General features: G+C 33.7%; 14 protein-coding genes and 1 tRNA gene. 11 read left to right on the top strand and 4 right to left on the bottom strand.

Annotated elements, in window-relative coordinates; genetic code table 11:
* Positions 1-20 precede the first annotated feature (20 nt).
* The 6 genes from ACFSR1_RS12185 (at position 21) to ACFSR1_RS12160 (ending at position 11790) form a co-directional block, all read left to right on the top strand.
* On the top strand, positions 21-1571 hold the full coding sequence (locus tag ACFSR1_RS12185; protein WP_378292836.1) for a RagB/SusD family nutrient uptake outer membrane protein: 1551 nt from the start codon (positions 21-23) through the stop codon (positions 1569-1571).
* A gap of 13 nt (positions 1572-1584) precedes the next feature.
* Entirely contained in the window at positions 1585-2754 is a 1170-nt protein-coding gene (locus tag ACFSR1_RS12180) for a hypothetical protein (RefSeq protein ID WP_378292834.1), read from the top strand.
* Positions 2755-2893: 139 nt separating this feature from the next.
* A complete protein-coding gene (locus tag ACFSR1_RS12175) occupies positions 2894-4276 on the top strand; it encodes an endo-1,4-beta-xylanase (protein WP_378292830.1) in 1383 nt (460 codons plus the stop codon).
* A gap of 321 nt (positions 4277-4597) precedes the next feature.
* Positions 4598-7879 (top strand): tetratricopeptide repeat protein, encoded by a 3282-nt coding sequence (locus tag ACFSR1_RS12170; RefSeq protein WP_378292828.1) that lies wholly within the window; start codon positions 4598-4600, stop codon positions 7877-7879.
* A gap of 6 nt (positions 7880-7885) precedes the next feature.
* On the top strand, positions 7886-9814 hold the full coding sequence (locus ACFSR1_RS12165; RefSeq protein WP_378292826.1) for a DUF3857 domain-containing protein: 1929 nt from the start codon (positions 7886-7888) through the stop codon (positions 9812-9814).
* Positions 9811-11790 carry a DUF3857 domain-containing protein gene (locus ACFSR1_RS12160; protein WP_378292824.1) on the top strand — a complete coding sequence of 660 codons (1980 nt, stop codon included), beginning with the start codon at positions 9811-9813 and terminating at the stop codon, positions 11788-11790. Before ACFSR1_RS12165 ends, ACFSR1_RS12160 begins: the two co-directional genes overlap by 4 nt.
* Before the next feature lie 247 nt (positions 11791-12037).
* Here ACFSR1_RS12160 and ACFSR1_RS12155 read toward each other — a convergent pair.
* Positions 12038-12111, bottom strand: a tRNA-Ala gene (locus ACFSR1_RS12155).
* A gap of 80 nt (positions 12112-12191) precedes the next feature.
* Positions 12192-12992, bottom strand: a complete 801-nt coding sequence (locus ACFSR1_RS12150) for a universal stress protein (RefSeq protein ID WP_378292822.1) — start codon at positions 12990-12992, stop codon at positions 12192-12194.
* Between the two features lie 167 nt (positions 12993-13159).
* Between ACFSR1_RS12150 and ACFSR1_RS12145 the strand changes: the two genes are divergently transcribed.
* From ACFSR1_RS12145 to ACFSR1_RS12125, 5 genes are all read left to right on the top strand, one after another.
* Complete coding sequence (locus ACFSR1_RS12145; protein WP_378292820.1) at positions 13160-13660, top strand: GNAT family N-acetyltransferase; 501 nt, start codon at positions 13160-13162, stop codon at positions 13658-13660.
* Positions 13657-14988, top strand: coding sequence for an MATE family efflux transporter (locus ACFSR1_RS12140; protein ID WP_378292818.1), 1332 nt, complete (start codon positions 13657-13659; stop codon positions 14986-14988). Before ACFSR1_RS12145 ends, ACFSR1_RS12140 begins: the two co-directional genes overlap by 4 nt.
* Before the next feature lie 213 nt (positions 14989-15201).
* Positions 15202-15969, top strand: coding sequence for an enoyl-CoA hydratase/isomerase family protein (locus tag ACFSR1_RS12135; protein WP_378292816.1), 768 nt, complete (start codon positions 15202-15204; stop codon positions 15967-15969).
* Positions 15970-16107: 138 nt separating this feature from the next.
* Complete coding sequence (locus ACFSR1_RS12130; RefSeq protein WP_378292814.1) at positions 16108-16560, top strand: 6-pyruvoyl trahydropterin synthase family protein; 453 nt, start codon at positions 16108-16110, stop codon at positions 16558-16560.
* A 45-nt stretch (positions 16561-16605) separates the two neighbouring features.
* On the top strand, positions 16606-17367 hold the full coding sequence (locus ACFSR1_RS12125; RefSeq protein ID WP_378294504.1) for a UDP-2,3-diacylglucosamine diphosphatase: 762 nt from the start codon (positions 16606-16608) through the stop codon (positions 17365-17367).
* Between the two features lie 63 nt (positions 17368-17430).
* Here ACFSR1_RS12125 and ACFSR1_RS12120 read toward each other — a convergent pair whose 3' ends face one another.
* Both ACFSR1_RS12120 and ACFSR1_RS12115 read right to left on the bottom strand, forming a co-directional pair.
* On the bottom strand, positions 17431-18861 hold the full coding sequence (locus ACFSR1_RS12120) for an Ig-like domain-containing protein (protein ID WP_378292812.1): 1431 nt from the start codon (positions 18859-18861) through the stop codon (positions 17431-17433).
* A 200-nt stretch (positions 18862-19061) separates the two neighbouring features.
* On the bottom strand, positions 19062-20030 hold the full coding sequence (locus ACFSR1_RS12115; protein ID WP_378292810.1) for an ABC transporter ATP-binding protein: 969 nt from the start codon (positions 20028-20030) through the stop codon (positions 19062-19064).
* Positions 20031-20237: the final 207 nt, after the last annotated feature.

Below are 20237 nucleotides of genomic sequence, written 5' to 3'. Positions count from 1 at the left end.
AAAGAAATAATATGTTTGGTATGAAAAGTAGTAAGAAGTTTTTTAAGTATTTGATTGTATTGACCTTTCTAACCTCGTGTGGTGATGACTTTTTAATCAATGATGTTGTAGACTCTATCACAGAAGATAATTTTTATCAAACCGATGAGCAATTATTGTCAGGTGCAAATTCGTTGTACGGACAATCCTTTTTTACAACGAATGATAAGTTCATGTACTCTTTGGATATGTTAGCCGGTAACTCTATTGGTTTTGAAGGTGATGCTCCCTGGAGATTATTCTCTGTAGGAATAAACAATGGTACTCTGTTAGAAGGATGGGAAGGGTTTTATAAGGGTATTGCAGATGCCAACCAGCTCATCAAAGTTACGAGTGGTGAGCTTAACCCTGAAATTTCAGAAGAGGTTAAAAACCAGGTAGAAGGTGAAGCGCGATTTATAAGAGCGTTCTCGTATTTTTATTTGGTACGATTATGGGGAGAAGTTCCTGTGATTGATAAGTTAACTTCAGATACGTCTTCCTTGTATCCTCTTAATACCGTTTCCAGTATTTATGCTTTTATAGAAAGTGATTTGCTCAAAGCAGCAGAATTATTACCATTAGGTTCTTCTGGAAATATAAGAGTTGGTAAAACAGCAGCTTGGGCTTATTTGGCAGAAATGTATTTAACCCTTAAGGATTATACAAAATCCAGAGAGTATGCAGAATTAGTCATTAATAGTGGGTTGCACAGCTTGCAACCTAATTATCAAGATCAATTTATAGATCCATCAGCCAGTGTAAACAGTGAAGGTATTTATAGATGGGTTTGGACTTCTATCAATGGATTATGGGGTATACAAAATACCAACCAAGCTTATTTGATCGCTAACGATGATGTTATTGGCAATGATGGTTCATTTGGTTCTGTAGCTCCAAGTATTGATTTATACCTTGCGTTTGATAAAATTACACAGCCAGGTGAAGAAGACTTAAGAAGACAATGGATCATTTGTGAACCAGGAAGAGTATATCCTGAATTATTAACCAGCGAAGGAGGTTGGACTTTTCCCGAAAATGGAGATGAATCTGCAACCAAGATACGATATAGAAAGTACGTTGTAGGATCATTGAATGAACATCCAAATGTGTTTTTTATGAGAACCGAGATGAGCACACAATTGATGCGATATGCTGATGTTCTTATGATTTATGCAGAAGCTATTTTAGGAGATGCTGATTCAACAGGGGATGTATTGGCACTGGATGCTTTTAATCAAATTCGAAGAAGAGCTGGACTTTCTGAAAAAACGTTATTAACTAGAGAAGCCCTTATGGATGAAAGAAGAATCGAATTCGCTTTTGAAGCAGGAAAGTATTGGCTTGATTTGATAAGAATGGATAGAGAAACAGCAAAGTCTATTATAAGAAGTCAGGATAGAGGTACGGTTAACACACTAGTGCCATTTGATGTTGCATCGTTTTTCATAGAGAATGTAGATGACAACGGATTTTTATTACCAATACCATCCGCAGAATTATCATTTATAGATACTGCAAACCCAGCAGTAGATTATGTAATTAATGACTAATAATTAAGTAATGATGAAAAATATTAAATTAATGTACCTCCATAAGAGATTACTTGTTTTATGCTCAATAGCCGGATTGTTAACCTGTATATCTTCTTGCGAAGACGATGGTGATACAAGTAGATTCGGTAATCCGCAAATAGTAAATCTTATTTCTTTAGGAGACGAACCCACCATCAATGAAGGGTTTCCCGAAGAATTGGTGAGAGTTGAAGGAACAGGACTAGGTAGTATGAAAGAAATAGTTTTTGATGGAACTATAAATACGTTTTTCAATACAGCGCTGAACTCTGATGTAGCATTGTTTTTTAATGTACCATTCGATGCCGATGCTGGAAGCCGATTTGGTAATCAAACGGTAAGATTTACCAATCAGTTTGGCGAATCGGTATCCTCTCAATTTGAGATTAAGCAACCCGCACCTACTTTAACGGTAGAAGGAACTTTTTCTCCACCTAAAGGTGAAGGTGGTATAGAGATTAGAGCCTTTGGTAATTGGTTTTTCAACGTAGAGGATGTTCTAATCGATGGAGAATCTGTTGGTGATTTTACCGTGGTTTCTCCACAAGAATTGCTATTTACTTTTCCTGAAGGTAAAACTCAAACAACCGAGTTTACAGTGGTAACCGCTGCCGGTATGGTTTCTAAAGATTTACCTATTGAAGGTGGTTTTGTAGAATATCTTATTACAGATTTTGATGGAAACGGAGTAATTCCTGGCGATTGGTTTTCTTATGGAGATCGAATATTTCAGGTAGCATCTGGCATTGGTACTGATGGAAGTATAGGAGCAGAAATTATTTGGGATGATACTGGTACAGATCCTTTTACGGGATGCTCTCACAATTCAATAGCCCCTGTAACCACAGGAACAGATGCAGAAAATGCGTTTTTAATTGTAGACGTAAATAATAATGGAGCAATAGGCACCATCTCAGAGTTTATTTTAGAAGATGACAGGAGTAACTGGTTAATTCAAATCCCATTACAAGAAACTGGATGGCAAACCCTAAGAATTAAAATGTCAGATTTTGGATTTGGTTTCGATCCAAGTAACCAAGGTAACGGAGATGTAGATCCATCAAAAATATTCGCTGTTAAAGCAGGTGTAAGTCATGCAGGCGTAATCCCATCTGTTTTACGTTTTGACAATATAAAGTTCGAAGTTTTAGAGTTGGATTAATTCCAGAGGTACTCATTACTAATATTGTCCCAAGTATTTTTCTCTGAAAAGAGGAGTTGATTACCATTTCAAGGAGGAAATAATTCAAGTTATAATTGAGTAGATCCTCCTTGTTTTGTTTAAATAAAAAATAAATGATATGAAAATATGGAAAAGTTGTAAATCGGTATTTTATACTGTGTGGTGTTTTGCTTTAGTAGTGTTTGCATCCTGTTCTAGTGATGACAGTGGGGGAAATAATCCAAGGGCTATAGCCCCGGTAGCCAATGAAGCTTCAAACGTTTCTTTCACAAGTTTTAGAGCGAACTGGAATAGCGTATTCCTTTCAGAAGAGTATCGATTAGATATCGCGACAGATGAAGGATTTACCTCTTTTGTAGATGGGTACCAGGATTTGGCGATCAATCAATTGTCTCAGATGGTATCCGGATTAATACAGGACACGGATTATTTTTATAGGGTTAGATCAGTAGTTCAAGGAGTAGCTTCAGAAAACTCTAATATTATAACGGTTAAAACAAGTACTGAATTTCCGGATGATATTACGCTGAAAAGCGCTACTGAAAATAACTTTTTCGTAGGCGTAGCGGTATCTGAAACCAGAACCAACTTACCTGCTTACGATGAAGTATACACAAGGGAGTTTAGTAGTATTACAGCAGAAAATGACATGAAAATGGCTTCTATATTTACAGGTATAGATGGCTCAGGAAATATCATCTATGATTGGAGTAAAGTTGATGGCCTGATCGCATATGCCGAGGCAAATAACCTCAACGTACACGGTCATACGCTTATTTGGCATAGAAGTTTACCACAAGCTTTAGAAAACTTTGCAGGTACAGATCAGGAATTTGAAGATCTGATAGAACAATATATTACAGACGTACTCACAAGATATCAAGGTAAGATAAACTCTTGGGATGTGGTAAATGAGGCTATAGATGATGATCCAAATATCCAGTGGAGAAACACGATATTCTTGCAAAGAATGGGTGTGGATTATGTAGAAAAATGTTTTGCATTTGCAAGGGCAGCGGATCCTAACGTAAAGTTGTTCTATAATGATTACAATATGACTTTTGATGCGACAAAAAGAGGAAAAGTTCTTACGTTGGTAGATGACTTACTATTAAACGACCTTATTGATGGTGTTGGGTATCAAATGCATATAGACTATAACTTTCCCACAAAGCAGCAAATACAGGATGCAACAGATGATTTGGTAGCAAAAGATGTATTGATTCATTTTGCCGAACTTGATGTAAAGGTAAATGCTGCGAATGATCTAACAGAACTTACAGAAGAAAGAGCTATCGCTCAGGCACAAAGAGTAAAAGAAGTAGTAGAAATCTTTAATGCAATTCCACAAAGTAAAAAGTATGCAATAACACTTTGGGGGTTAAAGGACAACGATACCTGGTTAATTCCTGAAAATAACGGTCGACCAGAATGGCCACTTTTATTTGATGCTTCTTTTAACAAAAAAGAAGCTTATCAAGGATTTTTAGAAGGACTCTAATAGATTTTATCATCTAACACAAATCGTCATATAAAACCCTGTAAATTGATTTTTAATTTACAGGGTTTTTCTTTTAGATTGTTATTGTTTATTGTGCCGCATCCAATAAGATTTTGAGTTTGTTTTCGAGATGTGCCAAAAAATCTATTTCATTTGATAAATGAAAAAAATCTTCTTGCTTATTGGATGCAGCTCAATTTATATAAGTTTTTATTTTAGCAAAAAATTAAAAGGTAACATTTTCCTCTTTTATGACACTTATAATAAAGGAAAATAAAAAAAATTATTCGAGTCAATTGTTATATAACTTTTAATCAAATTATGAAAAGAATATTTTTAGTAATTACGTTAATTACATGCTCATATTTTTTTGGTCAAGAGAAGGTTCCATTTATAGACTATGATCAAATTTTAGAACGTGTATACGAGTTTGAAGAGAAAGAAGATTATGAAAGCATCCTGAAGGAACTAGATAAAATTAGCGTAAATGATTCTATTTATGCGGCTAATTTGGTTTCAAAATCCTATTACCTTCTTCAACTAAAAAAGTATGATGAGGCTATTAAGATTTGCGATAAAGGTTTACAGACCGGAAATAGTATTGAAGAATATTCTTTTTATTTAAATAAAGGATTGGCTTTTATTCAGGAGGAAAAATATCCGCAAGCGATAGAAGTGTATTCTAATGCACTAAAAAAGTATCCTAAAAATAATGTGCTGTATCATAATCTTGGGTTTATTTACCAAAAAATGGAACAATGGGATAAAGCATTACAAAACTATAAGCAATCCATTATCCTAAATCCATTCTATGATAAAAGTCACCTAGAGGTTGGGAAGATATGTTACAGAGAAGGCAAAATAGCACAAGCGATGATGGCATTTAATATGTACTTATTATTAAATCCAGATGGAGAAAACTCTTTTAATGTACTAAACTTTGTTAATAATTTGGTCTCACAAGAAAATGAGTATGAATCATTGGGAATCACTATATCTAAGGATGATGAGACCTTTGAGGATATCGATTTGGTATTGGATAGCAGGATGTCTCTAAATAAAAGTTTCAAGCTTAATAATAAGATAAATATTGGATTAACCAGACAGAATCAGGCGCTTTTTGAGCAGTTACAAGACTACGAAGGAAATGGTGGTTTTTGGGACCAAAAATATGTGCCATTTTATACCTGGGTTTTTGACAGTAACAACTTTAATAAGTTTACGTACACTGTTTCATATAGTATTCAAAACAAAGATTTTAAGAAAATAATAGATAAAAATATAGACGAAATTAAATCTTTTATCGACCTATCTTATGATAAGTGGAAAGAGATCATGCAAGATGAAAATGAAGAGATATTCGAAGGGAAAAAACAAAAGGTCACCTATGCCTATGAGGATTACAGCTTTCTGCAAGCAGTTGGAGTTACTGAGCAAGGAAAAAAAGTAGGAAACTGGGAGATATATGATAGTAAAGGAAGACAAATCGGAAGAGGAAAGTTTAATGATGATGGATTGCGTGCAGGAGAGTGGGAATGGTATTATACGTCTGGAAAGGTTTCCGAAAAAGAGAACTATAATAATGGAAAATTAGAAGGACCTTATGAATACTTTTATAAAAATGGAAACACAGAAATAGAATGTACTTACAAAGAAGGAGAACTAGATGGAGATTATAAAAAATATAACCAAAAGGGAGCCCTTATAGAACATAAGATTTTTAAAAAAGGGATTCTTAACGGCAAGTACCAGTCGTTTCATAAAATAGGAGAAATCTCTAAAGATTATGAGGTAGAGTATCAAGATAATAAACCTGTAGGAGTACTTCAACAATATTACTCTGATGGAGCATTGTTTAAAAAACGTTCTTTTCAGAATGGAAAAGTAAATGGAATAGAGCAATTTTATTTTAATACAGGAGAGCTTCGTGGAGAATATGAGTACAAAGATGGGTTATACGATGGATCATATATAACGTACTATCCTAACGGTCAGAAATCTGAAGTAGGCATCACTACTGAAGGGTATTATGACGGTAACTGGAAGCTGTATTATCCCGATGGAGAATTGATGAATGAGATAACGTATGATAAAGGAAAATTAAATGATTCCTATAAAGAGTATGACATCGATGGAAAATTATTATACGATTTTACCTATAGAAATGATGAATTTATTGCGTATAAATATTTCAATAAAAACAATGAAATTATTGAAGAGGGTAGAAAAAAGAAAGGAGAGTTTTATTATAAAGGATACTCCTCGTTGGGCGATTTAATTATCGAAGGACTATATGATATCAAAGGAGGAAAAAAGGGAGAATGGAAATATTATACAGAAGGTTTTTTAACGTATAAAGCCACTTATGATGACGATGCCTTGCAAGGAAAATATTATAGCTATTACAGATCTGGGAAAGAGGAGTCTGTAACGGTATATAAAAATGATACTATTAATGGATATTATGTAAGGTATCACAAAAATAATAAGATGGCAGAGCAAGGATGGTATAAGAACAACCAACTTCATGGAAATTGGATTTCGTACTATCCGGATGGAAAAGTCAAAGAAGAGACTTTTTTCCACAAAGGAAAACGGCATGGTACCAAAAAACTCTATGGAGTAGAAGGAAAATTGGTATCTAGTCTTACATACGAGTATGACGATCTAGTTTCTGAGATACATTATCTGCCAGATGGTAGTAAACTACAAGAGATAGTGCGCGATCCTACAAAAAAAACATATTCCCTTTCATTGAAGCAATACAATGATAAAGTTGATGCAACCACTCAGTATCTTTATGGAGTCAAACATGGTAATTATACGGGCTATAACCCGGAAGGCGAAAAAATCGTTGAAGGAGAATTTTTTAATAATAATTTACACGGTTCTTGGACATGGTATTATGATGATGGAAAAACTAAAAGGAAAGGAAATTATTCTCACGGAGACTATGCAGGAGAATGGACAACATATCACGAAAATGGTGAACTTAACGAGAGGTTCTCTTATGAATCAGGAAAATTACAAGGAATTTATGAAAATCATACTGAAGATGGAATCATAACCAGGAAGATTCCTTACCGAAATGGTAAAATCCACGGAGAAAGAATGTTTTATAGTCCAGAAGGCAAGTTACAAGTCATACGATATTATCATGATGATAAAATTATTGGCTATAGTTATCACGATCAAAAGGGTAATGTAAAACCCATGATCCCGATAAAAAATTATTCGGGGCAAATGAAGGCATATTTTGATAATGGAAAGCCATCTATGGAAGCTGAGTTTAAAAATGGAGTACTTGTTAATGAGTTTAAAGCCTATTACTATTCTGGCCAGTTAGAACGTTTTGCAAATTATAAATATGGCGACAATCATGGGAAGTATATAAACTACTATGATGATGGAAAAGTTAAATCCGAAATGGTATATGAATATGATGAGTTAAACGGATTCTATAAGAAGTATTACCCAAATGGTAATATAAAAGAAAGTATCAATTACCTTCATAATAAACGTAGTGGAGCTTCTAGATATTATAATGAAGAAGGTAAACTCACTAAGGAGCAAATATATTTTAATGATATAGCAACAAAATAAAAAACAATGCTTAGTAAACAGTTATTCGGAATCATATTGTTATGGTCATGGGTAGGACAAGCTCAGAACATATCTCCTCTATTCGAAGAATATAAAAAAAAATATCCTGATGAGTACTCTGTAAAATTATTAGAAGAACGAAATATAGATATTCGTCTTAAAAATGGAGAAATTTTTATTACTCAAGAAGTGATAGAAGAGAACCTATATCTGGATGCTGCAGCTACGTATCGATCAAAGGAATCTATTAATTACTCCTCATTTTTTGAGGTAGAATCTATAGAAGCTGCATCAATGATATATGAAAATGGTAAGTACAATAAGATCGAGGTCGAAGATTTTGTGACTAAAGATGAGATGAATCAAAGCTTTTATGACGATTCTAAGTCCATTAATTTTATCTATCCGAATTTGCAACGAGGCTCAAAATCAATATTGAGGTATAAGGAAAAAATTAAAAACCCTAGATTTTTGGGGACTTTCTACTTTGCAGACTTTCATCCTACTGTGAAAAGTAAACTCACCATTACAGTTGATAAAGATGTGTCAATGAAGTTTAAAGAGTTTAATACTGGAGAATTGCCTGTGAATTTTTCAAAATCTGAAAAACGAGGCAAACAGGTTTATCGATGGGAAGTAAATAGCGTGGATAAATTCAAACTTGATCCTGGAGCTCCTAATTTTAGAAATACACTACCACACTTAATCCCCATGATTACCGAATACAAATCTAAAGGAGAAAAAGTAAAAGTATTAGGAGAAGTATCGGATTTATATACTTGGTATTACTCTTTGGTTAAGAATATAAATAAAACTGAAGCTGATCAAGAGTTAAAAAAGGTTGTAAAAACTTTAACAAAAGACAAAAAAACAAATCTTGAAAAAGTAAAAGCAATTTATTATTGGGTTCAGGAGAATATCAAATATATCGCTTTTGAGTACGCACTAGGTGGATTTGTTCCCAGGCAGGCTAATGATGTATTCAATAAAAAATATGGCGATTGTAAAGACAATTCAAGTATACTGCAGGAAATGTTGGAAATAGCAGGTTTACAAGGAAATCTAACCTGGATTGGAACAAGAAGCATCCCATATAAATATGATGAAGTTCCTACTCCTGCGGTCGATAATCATATGATTTTAACGTATATCGAAGGAGATGATGTTTATTATCTGGATGCTACCGGAAGATATATTCCAATTGATTTACCAACATCTTTTATCCAAGGAAAGGAAGCTTTGATTTCTGTAAACGAAAAAGAGTTCTCTATTAAAGAAGTACCAATTATAGATTCCGAAAGGAATACTGTTATTGACTCTACTCATATAAAAATTGATGATCAAACGATAAAAGGCATCGGTAAATTTAAGTTATCAGGATATTCTAAAATTGATTTTTTCAATGCATTTGAAAGAGAGAAAAAACAAGAGGATTTAAAAGCAGTTTACACCAGAGAACTTAGAAAAGGAAATAATAAGTTTTTAATAGAAAACTTTGAAGAAATCAATAAATATCACTACGAAAAAGACTTTGTGGTAAACTATACTTTTAATATTCAGGATTATATCAATAAATTGGATAAAGAAACCTATATCAATCTTAACCTAAACAAAGAGATTAGTCAATTTAAACTAAAAGAAGACCGAAAGACTGCAAAAGAATACCGTTATAAATCACACGTAAAATATGTGACTACATTAGAAATTCCAGAAGATAAAGAAGTCATATATGTCCCAGAGAATTTTTCTGCCTCTACTGATTTCTTTGAGGTTTCGATCAGATATACAAGACGAGACACTTCGGTTATTTATGAATTAGAGATGGATCAGAATTTTATTCTTCTGAATGTCAAACAACAAAAAGAGTTTAACACCCTCATAAAGAAAATAGAAAAAAATTTTAAAGAAGTAATTGTTCTAAAAGATAAACCATGAAATCATTAATATATCTAGGTATACTATTTCTTTGTCTTACCAACGTCTGGTGTCAAAAAGATCCGTTTTACAAAACATACGACTGGGAAGAGAACCCGATAGCCAATATTAATATAAAAAATTATGAAGACAAAGATATTGTTGCCTTCAAGGATAAGATAATCAACGAGTTTTATTTTTTGGATAAAGAAAACTTTGTAGAATATTCGTTGATTCATAAGTTATACTGGCTCAATTCGAATGATAATATTGAGAAGTATAACAAAGTGTATCTTCCTTCTGCTTCAAACTCAGAGGTTGTAAAAAATAAAGCACGTGTAATTACTAAATTAGGTAAGATTATAGAATTGGACGATTCTAAAATTTTGACATCTGAAGATGAAGAAACAAAACAAACGTTGAAATACTATGCATTAGAAGGAGTAGAAAAAGGAGGGTTTATTGAGTATTTTTTCGTTGTAAAAAGATATCCTACGTATACAGGGAGAAGAGTAATATTACAATCAGATTTTGATAAACAAAATGTAACATTCGAACTTCTTGCACCTTCTAACCTGAATTTTAAAATTAAGAGTTACAATAAGCTTCCTGATGCTGAAAAGGATACCACCAATACTCATAAAAATCATTGGAAATTACATCTTGAAAAACTAGAGGCTTTAGAAAGAGAAGAACAAGCTCCTTATAGTTCTATGAAGAAGTATTTAGTCTATAAGTTAGAGGAAAACTCTGATAATCCTAAAAATGATATTGTTTCGTATAGGGTTGGCTCTCAGAATATTTATAAAAACTTATATGGTGAAATCGATGACAAGCTATCCAAGAAAATAACAAAGTTTTTAAAATCGATTGAGGATATAAATAATGAAGATAAAGATACTACGCTGAAAATTCGAGCGCTTGAGAACTATATTAAAGCTAACATATATATAGCAAAAGTAAGCAGAAAGGATTTGGAGGATGTATCAAATATTCTAGAGAATAAAGTTGCTAATGAGCGAGGTATTATAAAATTATATCTTGCCTTATTTAATGTGTTGAAAATTAAGCACCAATTGGTGTATACTAGTGATAGAAGAGAAATAAAATTTGATAAAGATTTTCAGTCATATAATTTTTTACAAGAAAGTATGATTTACTTTCCTAGAAGTAAGTTATATATGGCTCCTACTAAACTAGAATTCAGATTAGGTTTCCCACCGGGATATCTTACTGATAATTATGGATTGTTTATTAGGGAGGTAACATTGGGTGGTTTTACTTCAGGAGTTGGAAGTATTAAATATATAAAGCCTGTTAATCATGATAAAACCAACTATAACTTAACTATGAATGTAAGTTTTGACCCTGATGACCTTACAATCACAAAACTTAAGATGAATCGTACGATGGATGGTTATTATTCAGTGTATCTACAACCATTTATGGATATTGCCAAAGAGGAAATTAAAAATGAAATGATAGAAGGAGTTATTAAATCTATCAACCCAAATCTAGAGATTATTGAAAAAAAGGTTTTCAATGCATCTTCAAAAGATTTTGGGAACAAACCTTTACAGATTATAGCTGATTTAAAATCTGAGGATTACGTAGATAAAGCAGGAAATAAATACCTATTCAAGATAGGAAAGATAATTGGTCCTCAACAAGAGCTGTACCAAGAAAAAAAGCGTCAACTTCCTGTAGAAAATGAATTTGAAAGAAGTTATGACAGAAAAATTATTGTAGATATTCCTTCGGGATACCAATTTAGAAACCTTGATAATATTATTATTAATGAATCTTACAATAAAGATGATAAGCAATTATTTATGTTTACCTCTTCGTATGAGATAAAAAATAATCAACTTATAGTCTCAATAAAGGAGTTTTATAATCAAAATATTATTGATGTTTCACTATATGAAGAATACAGAAGAGTAATCAATAGTGCCGCGAATTTTAATAAGGTGACTTTAATTTTAGAGAAAGTGTAACTAAAAAATAGTTAATATAGCTTTCTTTCGATTTTTAAGCTAATTAATACCACTTCTAAAAGAGAAGTTAAATAGTGGAGAAGATGGGACTAACTTTGTTGGGCCCATAGACCACATTTTGAGAATGAAGCCTAAAATGGCTATCGCCATTAAGACCATTTGTTTACATCAAAACCATTAAAACTAACGTTTTAAGTTTTACTGTAAACAAAAAGCCCGCACTACCGTGCAGGCTTCTATTGATCTGTGGAGAAGATGGGACTCGAACCCACGACCTCTTGACTGCCAGTCAAGCACTCTAGCCAGCTGAGCTACATCCCCATATTTCCCGCGGTGATGTAGCGAAGCGCCTGTCCGCCGTAGCGTAGCGAAGGAGGAAGCTACATCCCCATTTTTGTTTATTAATTAGCGCCCTTGAGTACTAATAATGGAATTCTACTTTCAAAATCTTTTTTCAGAACTTTATTTTCTTCCCAAAGTTTTCCAAAGAATCCTCTATTACGTCTGAAAACGCATAATAGATCCGGGTTATTTTCATTAAGATGTTCTAAAACCCCCTGAAACAGCGTTGCATTTTCGGAAGATTTGTAAGAACTAATTAGCGCTGCCAAATCTTTTTGAAACTCCAAATCTTCTGGCAAAAAGTCTGCTGTCTTTACCTGAAGAAGTTTAATTTCGGCGTTAAATGTACTCAAAATTTCTTTGATCGGAGCTAAAGCGTTTTGTTTTTTGATATGACCGGATTTTATAGCCATTAAAACTTTGGATATAGTTTTGAACGCATAATTTTCCGGAATAATTAATACAGGTATTTCTGTCTTTTTTACCAAACTTCCTGAAGTTTCTCCAAGATAATAAGGTTCTTTGATATCATCACTTTCGGCACCCAAAATGATTAAATCAATAGAGTGTTTTAAGTTAAAATCTGGAATCGCTTCTAATAAGTCACCTTCTAGCGGAAGTGCAATAAGATCAACCCCTTTTGTATCTACTTGAGCAATTTTTTCTTCAATAGTAGTAACCGAAATGTCTTTGAGTGTTTCATTTACAGAAGGAAGGCTTCCTGATCTGGCTAACTCCTTAAAAGCTTGCACGACATATACCGTTCCTCCAAGTTCTTTTGCAAAATCAATCGCATATTGAAGCCGATGGATACTTACAGAATTTTGTGAAATCCCTAAAGGAACAAGAATGTTTTTCATTAGTAAGCTTGATTTGTGTTTCAGGATGCAAAATTACAATTTTTGAACAGCCGTATTGGTTTAGAAAATGATTTCTTTTCTTAAAGTTTATATAAAATCATATCCTGATATACTTCAAGTGCTTTTCTGAGAAAGAATAGTTCGTATTTTTGGCATTTGAAAAAAATATGATTCGTAAAGCTTTACTTTCTGATTTAGATGCTATTCATAAATTAACGCAGGCTTGCGCTAAAGCGATGATAGCAAAAGGAATTTTTCAATGGAATGAGGACTATCCTACTCGATCTCGATTTCAGAAAGATATCGAACTAGAGGAGTTATATATTTTGGAAGAAGAGCATCTGATCAAAGGAATTATAGTGATTACAGAATTGATGGATGACGAATACATTCCAGTACAATGGTTAACAGATAATCAAAACAATCTTTATATACATCGATTAGCAGTGCATCCTGATTATTGGGGTAAGGGACTTGCACAACAATTGATGAGCTGGGCAGAAACAAATGCCGTAAAGAATGGTTATCAGTCTGTTCGCCTCGACACGTTTAGCCAAAATAAAAGAAATCAAAAATTTTATGAAACCAGAGGATATAAGAAATTAGGAAATATTTTCTTCCCTAAGCAAAGTGAGCATCCTTTTTATTGTTATGAACTACTATTGTGAGCAGTGTTATAAGTTTTAAAAATATAAACCGTCTTGCAGTTCCTGCAATCATCGCGGGAATTGCAGAACCGGTATTGTCTGCAACCGATACCGCAATTGTGGGTAACATACCGGTTAACGGCACAGAATCTTTGGCAGCAGTAGGAATTGTGGGATCTTTTCTATCTATGTTGATATGGGTACTGGCACAAACTCGTGCGGCTATCTCAGCAATCATTTCACAATATTTAGGTGCAGGAAAACTTGATGAAGTAAAGACATTGCCTGCGCAGGCAATTCTTTTTAATATTGGCTTAAGTATTACGATTCTTCTTATTACAGTTCCCTTTATTAAAGAGATTTTCATACTTCTAAAAGCAGAAGGTCAGGTGCTGGAGTATTGTATCTCATATTACAGTATTAGAGTGTGGGGATTTCCCTTGTCATTGTTTGTGTTTGCTGTTTTTGGAATTTTTCGAGGACTACAAAACACGTTTTGGCCAATGATTATTGCACTTATTGGGGTTCTGGCCAATATCGTTTTGGATTTTGCTTTGGTGTATGGGATAGAAGGCATTTTAGAACCCATGTATCTTGAAGGTGCTGCTTGGGCAAGTTTATTTTCACAAATTTTAATGGCGGTATTATCTCTGATTTTATTGTTGAAAAAAACCGAGGTATCATTACGATTAGAAAAACTATGGCATCCTGAAATGAAACGCTTTTTAGTAATGAGTGGAAATCTTTTTATTCGTTCACTGGCATTAAATACAACATTACTTCTGGCAGTAAGAGAAGCAACAAGTATAGGAACAAATTATATCGCAGCACATAGTATTGCGATACAGTTATGGTTGTTCTTTGCTTTTTTTATTGATGGATACGGTGGTGCGGGTAATATACTAGGAGGACGATTATTAGGCGCTAAAGATTATAAAAGCTTAGTTTCCATGTCAAAGAAAGTTAATATATATGGAATTGCCGTGGCTTGTATTCTTGGAGGATTTTCTTTGCTGATTCCAGAACAGTTAGGTTTAATTTTTACAAAAGATCCAGAAGTACTAACAATATTTACAGGTTTCTTTTATTTAGTGATACTAGCATTGCCTATTAATGCATTAGCTTTTGTTGGTGATGGAATATTCAAAGGACTTGGTGAGACTGGTTTTTTACGAAATGTGTTATTGGGATCTACTTTCCTTGGTTTTATTCCTACCTTATTACTGGCGAGATATTTTGATTGGAAACTGCACGGAATATGGATTGCGATTAGTGTTTGGATGTTAATCAGGGGATTGGCCTTAGTGGTTAAATTCAGAAAGAAGTATTACCCCTTAGCAATTTATTAGAATATAATTCTAATAATAACCATTGCAATAATTACATATAAACAAACCAATACGGTCACTAATCTAAATTTTTCCACATACTTTTTTTCCATACATTAAAAGTAATAGATGTATCAAAAAATATGAATACGTGAAAACACCTGTTTATCCTGAGTGATTACATCTTATTTTTGAATCTAAAATATTGCCTATTTTTAACAAAAATCTAATAGCATGGCTACTACCCGCAGAAACGGAAGTTTATACACACATTCAGAAAATCATATTGCCACTGTAGAGTTTGGGCATCCTTCCAGTAATTCTTTTCCGTCTGAGTTACTAGAGAGATTAGCTAACACTTTTAATACATTATCTGCTGATCCTTCTGTGTATGTTATTGTTCTAAAATCGGAAGGAGAAAAAGCTTTTTGTGCAGGAGCTTCTTTTGATGAATTAATATCAGTTTCTAATCTTGAAGAGGGGGAAAGATTCTTTTCGGGATTTGCTAATGTGATTAACGCCATGCGGAAATGTAAAAAACCAATCATTGGCAGAATACAAGGAAAAACAGTTGGTGGAGGAGTAGGGTTGGCTTCGGCTTGTGATTACTGTATGGCAACAGAAGCAGCTTCTATCAAATTAAGTGAGCTAACCATTGGCATCGGACCATTTGTAATAGAGCCGGCAGTTTCCAGGAAAATAGGTTTGGCGGCATTTGAAGCGTTAGCGTGGGATGCATCTCAATGGAAAAACGCATATTGGGCAAAAGAACAAGGATTATATGCCCGAGTATTTGAAACCATTTCTGAGTTGGATAAAGAAGTTCAGTTCTTTGCAGAGAAAGTAGCAAGTTATAATCCTAATGCAATACAAGCAATGAAGCAGGTAAACTGGAAAGGAACAGAACACTGGGATCAATTATTGACAGAAAGAGCAGCAGTATCCGGAGAATTGGTACTTTCAACGGTTACCAAAGAAGCATTAAAAAAATTTAAAAAATAAGATATGGATATACTCAATTTTTTAGGAGGCAATGGATTATTCCTGATTATGGGAATCATATTGGTGGTAGTTTACTTTTATAATAAAAGAAAGAGAAGATAATGTTCATTAACTTTGTAGAAAGTTTTAAAGCAAGAAATGAGTAAAATCAGAATCACCAAACAGTTTTCTTTTGAAACCGGTCATGCATTATACGGTTATGACGGTAAGTGTAAAAACGTACACGGTCATAGTTATAAATTAAGTGTTACTGTTATTGGAAACCCTATTACAGATACTTCTCACGTAAAATTAGGAATGGTAATTGATTTTGGTGACCTTAAGAAAATAGTAAAAGAAGATATAGAAGATGTCTTTGATCACGCAACCGTCTTTAATAAAAATACACCACATGTAGAGTTGGCTAAAGAATTAGAGCAGAGAGGGCATAATGTGATACTAGTAGATTATCAACCTACAAGTGAAAATATGGTGATTGATTTTGCCAAAAAAATTAGAGCTCGACTTCCGGAGAACATATTACTACATTCTTTGAAACTTCAGGAAACCGAGACCTCTTTTGCAGAGTGGTATGCATCGGATAATGATTAAAAATAAGTTTTGACTTTTTAGTATCTAATAACGTACATGAAACCGATAAATCTTCCAGAAGGCAAAAAGATATATTTTGCATCCGATAACCATTTAGGAGCTCCTACTACCGAGAAGAGTTTTCCAAGAGAGCAAAAGTTCGTAAAATGGTTGGATGAAGTTAAAGAAGATGCAGCAGCTATTTTTTTGTTAGGAGATCTTTTCGACTTTTGGTTTGAATATAAAACAGTGGTGCCAAAAGGGTTTACCAGAACTTTAGGGAAACTGGCAGAGATTACGGATGCTGGTATTCCTGTGTACTATTTTGTGGGGAACCATGATCTTTGGATGAATGGTTATTTTGAAGAAGAATTGAACATTCCGGTATTTCATAAACCTCAGGAATTCACTTTTAACAACACTACATTTCTTATTGGTCATGGAGATGGTTTAGGACCAGGAGATAAAGGATACAAACGCATGAAAAAAGTGTTTACCAATCCTGTTGCTAAATGGTTTTTTAGATGGTTACATCCAGATTTAGGAGTAAAACTAGCACAATACCTTTCTGTAAAAAACAAATTGATTTCTGGTGATGAAGATGTTACTTTTTTAGGAGAGGATAATGAATGGCTTGTACAATATTGTAAAAGAAAACTGGAGACAAAACATACCGACTATTTTGTTTTTGGTCATAGACACTTACCCATGGAAATTAAGCTGAATGACAATTCTAACTACACCAATCTTGGAGATTGGATTGTTCATTATACCTATGCCGTTTTTGATGGTGAAGAAATGAAATTAGAGAAATATAAAGAAGAATAAGAAAAGCGGATGATCAAACATGATCATCCGCTTTTCTTATAGGGTAGAACTTCTAAGAACACATTATTGTTTTGCTATCTTTTGGGTTATTACTGTATCATCTAATCGTACTTTAATGATGTAAAGCCCGCTTGAAATCATACCTTTTTTCATGTCATTTAATGAAATTGATTTAGTGCCAGATTCCATAGCGCCGATGTTTTTCTTCGCTATAATATTTCCTTTTAGATCAATAATCTCAATAGAAGAATACATTACTTTCTTAGACATAGAAATAGAGATACTAACATCATCGGAAGTAATGGGCATTGGATACACACCAATAGAATATTCTTCGGTATTCTCTTTAACCAATTCATTTAACCTGTTGATGTCTAAACCTTTGACAATAAATTTTTCCCAAGACCCAATGGCATTTCTATTGCAGTTAATAGCCTTATTACCATTTTCATGACTTACGTACTTTCCGTTATTTCCTTTTATGGCATAAAGATCTCCACCAAGGGATTCTAATCTAAATTTTTCCCAAGATCCAACAGCGTTTCTATTACAGTTCATAGGCTTATTACCATTTTCTGAACTAACATATTTGCCATTACTTCCCTTAAAGCTTACCGTTCCATTTCCAGCAGATTCAACAATAAATTGCTCGCCTGTTCCTACAGAGTTTCGGTTGGCTTGCATGGTTCTGGTTCCACCTTCAGAACTTACGTATTTATTAATGCTTTGCCCTAATATTGTCACTAAACCGTTATTTCCTCCACCATCTCCTACAGTAAATGAAATAGATTTTGTTGTTTTGGCTCCTTTGCTATCTGTAGCTTCTGCCTTTAATGTATAACTTCCTTCAGGTAGATTTTTAAGAGCATCATCTTGATTATTTTGATTCCAATTATAAGGAGAAAAGTTTTCTTGTCTTATAAAAGAATTATTAAGATATAGGCGTACATTACTAACACCATCGCTGTCTGTTGCAGTAACCGTAACTTCCAGCGTGGCAGGAGCAGAAAAAGTAGCGTTATTTGATGGAGTTATAAAAGAAGTGTTAGGTCCAGTATTATTTCCACCACCATCATTTCCTCCAAAGCGAGGTCTGGATCTTAACCAATCCATATCAAATCTTGGTCCTATTTGATTACATCCGGCCGGTCCCAGATCAACTCTCCCAGGGCATCCGGCTTCATCAGGAGCATCATTAACAGGTCCATTACCACATTGGATATCATTATATGGAGGATCTCCATCTCTAAAATTTCTATGAAGTGGATGCTTTTTTAATTCATCACAGACATCTTTAATATTATAATCAGTACCGTTAATGCTTAAGGTTTTGCTACCCAGATTGTGATCAAAATTAGAAGAATCACACCAGCAAAAACCGTTGGCTTCAAAACTGTCTTTCCAGCCAGGTCTTGGATTCCATTGTTGTGCGAACATTAAGTTAGCAGTAAAGAAAATTACCAAAATGTTTAAAATAGATAATTTACGTTTCATAGTTGTTGGTTTTAAAAGTTAGTATTCATTAATGAGGTTTACTGAATCTACCAACTACAAAAGTATTTCAATGAAGTGAATTGGATGAACAAGAAATAGAATCCGTAGAGAAAGAATGAGCTTTCGTATAAACAGGCAAAACAGATTTCTAAAAGTGATAGTTTATTCTCTTAGAAATGATATTATATTAACTTCTTGGTTTAACTTCTTGAGGCAATAATTTCTTTAGAAACGTGGATCCCAATTTCTTCTGAATCCTGCAAAGCATTTGGATGCTCTATGAAGATTACTCGATTGTTAAAAACAGCTTCAATTAGAAAGTGATTTCCATTAAAATAAGATTTCTTCACTGTAGCTTTTAGATTTGCATGTGCATCTATCTGTAACTCGTGAGGATATAATAAAACAGTTTTGTCGCTATCACCATCCGATAAAAAATTTGAAATAGGCAATTCATTTACTTCCCCAAATAGAGAAGCGATATAGTAGTTTTCAGGATTTTTATAGATAGTATGTGTGTTTCCTTTTATGATGATTTCTCCTTTATGAATCACAATTGTTTCTTCTGCAAAGGATAATATATCTGTTTTATCGTGGGTTGCCGTAATACTTGTGATCTTATTTCTTTTTAAATAAGCAAAGAGGTTTCTGCGTAAAGAGCTGCGTCTAAAATTATCAATATTTCCAAAAGGTTCATCCAACAGCAGTAATTCAGGTCTTTTTGCAAGCACTTTTGCCAATGCGACTCTTTGTTTTTGGCCACCACTTAGGTTTTCAACTTTAGTATCAGCAAATGGAATCATTTCTACTATTTCCAGAAGTTCGTTAACTCTACCTGCTTTTAGCTCTGGTTCGAAATTGGAAAGAAATTGACCTATGTTTTCTGCCACAGTTCTGTAGGATTGCAATTCAAATCCCTGAGAAAGGTATTTCATGTTTTCTTGTCCGGGAACTAAATTATAAGCAGGTCCTAATATTTTTTGATCATCCCAAAACAGTGTTCCCTGATCTACATCCAGAAGACCATAAATGATCTTTAGTAAAGTGCTTTTGCCGCAACCGCTGGCTCCAATCAGCGCAATATGCTGCCCTTTTTCAATAGTAAAACTGATATCTTTTAAAACCGGAACGGTATCATAAGCGAAGGAAACATTTTGAACTGTAAGCATATTTCAAATATAAATAACTTCAACAAAAAAATCCGTCTCTTTTCAGAAAACGGATCTTTTAACCCAGTTTATGCATTGGAACTTCGTTATGAGTGTCGAAAGTGCCATAAAATATGATATTTTCCAAGTTTTAGCATAGCACCGCTATGGTGAAACTTTAAAATGTAGTGAAACGGTATATTTTACAGTAGTTTAGACACGGAATAG

Origin of the sequence: Aquimarina rubra, assembly GCF_042684305.1 — a bacterium.
Classification (GTDB): domain Bacteria; phylum Bacteroidota; class Bacteroidia; order Flavobacteriales; family Flavobacteriaceae; genus Aquimarina; species Aquimarina rubra.
The sequence above is the reverse complement of the archived record's forward strand: the minus strand, read 5'-3'. Positions and strand labels throughout refer to the sequence as shown.